Source organism: Frankia sp. QA3, from assembly GCF_000262465.1.
GTDB lineage: Bacteria > Actinomycetota > Actinomycetes > Frankiales > Frankiaceae > Frankia.
Genome location: NZ_CM001489.1, coordinates 2,783,607 through 2,784,977, shown reverse-complemented (window position 1 = coordinate 2,784,977; position 1,371 = coordinate 2,783,607). Strand labels below are relative to the sequence as shown.

The window sequence follows — 1,371 nt, the reverse complement described above, 5'->3', positions numbered from 1 at the left end:
GCGCGCCAGCCGCCACCGGCGCCGTCCGAGGCGTCGCCGCCGACGTCGGCGGCAGCGGTGTCGGCACCGGCACCGGCACCGGCGAACGGCCTGCCGGTCCGGCGCCCCCTTGTTGATCGACTCTGAGAGATCTCGGCGCCTTGCCCGGGCACGCCGTGGGATCAGGAAGCCAGAAAGGCGTCGATCTCAGCGATCGCCTCGGCGGTGTCTCGAAAGAGAACGACCTTCCAGCCGGCTCTCCGAGCGCCCGCGACATTCCCGAAGCATGTCTGCGCGGTGGTCAGGGGGAAAAATCCGCCTGGTCGGTGACCTGGCGGCGGATGACGCGCAGAGATCGCATGAAGGAGAGCCTGTCGGGGTCGACGTCGGCTTCGTCGGCGGCCTCGCGCATAAGACTTGGGAGACCGCTCTCCTTCTTGACCTCCCCCGGACTCAGCCAGTGCACGTAAGCTGACCTCCCCCGCAACCGGGGAGTGTGGACCCGGATCCGCGCCACCCAGCGGATCGTAAGGCCGGCAGCGGCCACACAAGTATCACTACTGCTGTAGTACTAGACCGACATTTTCCCAGGGCGGGCCCGTAAGAGGAACTTCCATCCGGCAAGGAAATGACCGGCCTCGACGAGCACCAGCTCCGCCGCTGACTTCCAGGCGCCGCTGAACCCGACTGTGCCTGCCCGCGGCGGACGGCCTCGGGCCGGCCGTGGACGTTCACCATCGCTACTCGAACCCGATGCCCGGCCGAGCGAAGCTCGGCACTCGGGGGGTCGTCCCCCCGAAAACATCGCGGCCCGCCGGGAAGCTGACCAAAGGTCAGCGACCACGGCGGGCCAGCTCGTGGACCTAACGCACCACAGTAAGAACCGCTTGATCTTGGTCGAAGGTCCCGAAATCACCATCCGCCCGGTCTTCTCGCGAGTCCCGACCAGGGACGATGCCCGGTGAACGCGCAGCCGGCGACATCGACAGCTGAATCGAACATGTGCTCCAAAGGTCTGGTAGTTCCGGAGGCTCCGGCCCGACTGGTGACCGGGATCGATCCTTGCGGGCCCTACCATTCAGTTCTTGAATAGATCTTGGCTGGGCTGTACATGGCGCCGGTACCTGCCGGGTGCACTGCCGAACTCACGTTTGAATGCTTTGGCGAATGCGAATTCCGAGCCGGGCTCTGTTGCATCGGCAAAGTCCGCCATCACGCGGCTGCCAACCGGTCATGATCGGATGATGCGTCGACGTCGTGTCCGTCCACCGGCTCCGACGTCGGAGTTCGCCGGGTTCCGGTTCCCACCAGAGGTGATCGTCCTGGCGGTGCGGTGGTACCTGCGGTTCGCGCTGTCCTACAGGGACGTCGAGGAGCTGCCCGCCGAGCGCG

Annotated in this window: 1 protein-coding gene and 2 pseudogenes; 1 reads left to right on the top strand and 2 read right to left on the bottom strand. The window is 66.2% G+C overall.

What is annotated here, in order from left to right; translation table 11 throughout:
- Nucleotides 1-280 precede the first annotated feature (280 nt).
- Together FRAQA3DRAFT_RS11385 and FRAQA3DRAFT_RS38715 are read right to left on the bottom strand one after the other, a co-directional pair.
- A complete protein-coding gene (locus FRAQA3DRAFT_RS11385) occupies nucleotides 281-445 on the bottom strand; it encodes a hypothetical protein (RefSeq protein ID WP_157467297.1) in 165 nt (54 codons plus the stop codon).
- Between the two features lie 612 nt (nucleotides 446-1,057).
- A pseudogene (locus FRAQA3DRAFT_RS38715) lies at nucleotides 1,058-1,162 on the bottom strand (AraC family transcriptional regulator); the annotation flags it as partial.
- A gap of 61 nt (nucleotides 1,163-1,223) precedes the next feature.
- Between FRAQA3DRAFT_RS38715 and FRAQA3DRAFT_RS34940 the strand changes: the two are divergent.
- Nucleotides 1,224-1,371 (top strand): annotated as a pseudogene (locus tag FRAQA3DRAFT_RS34940) (IS6 family transposase); the annotation flags it as partial.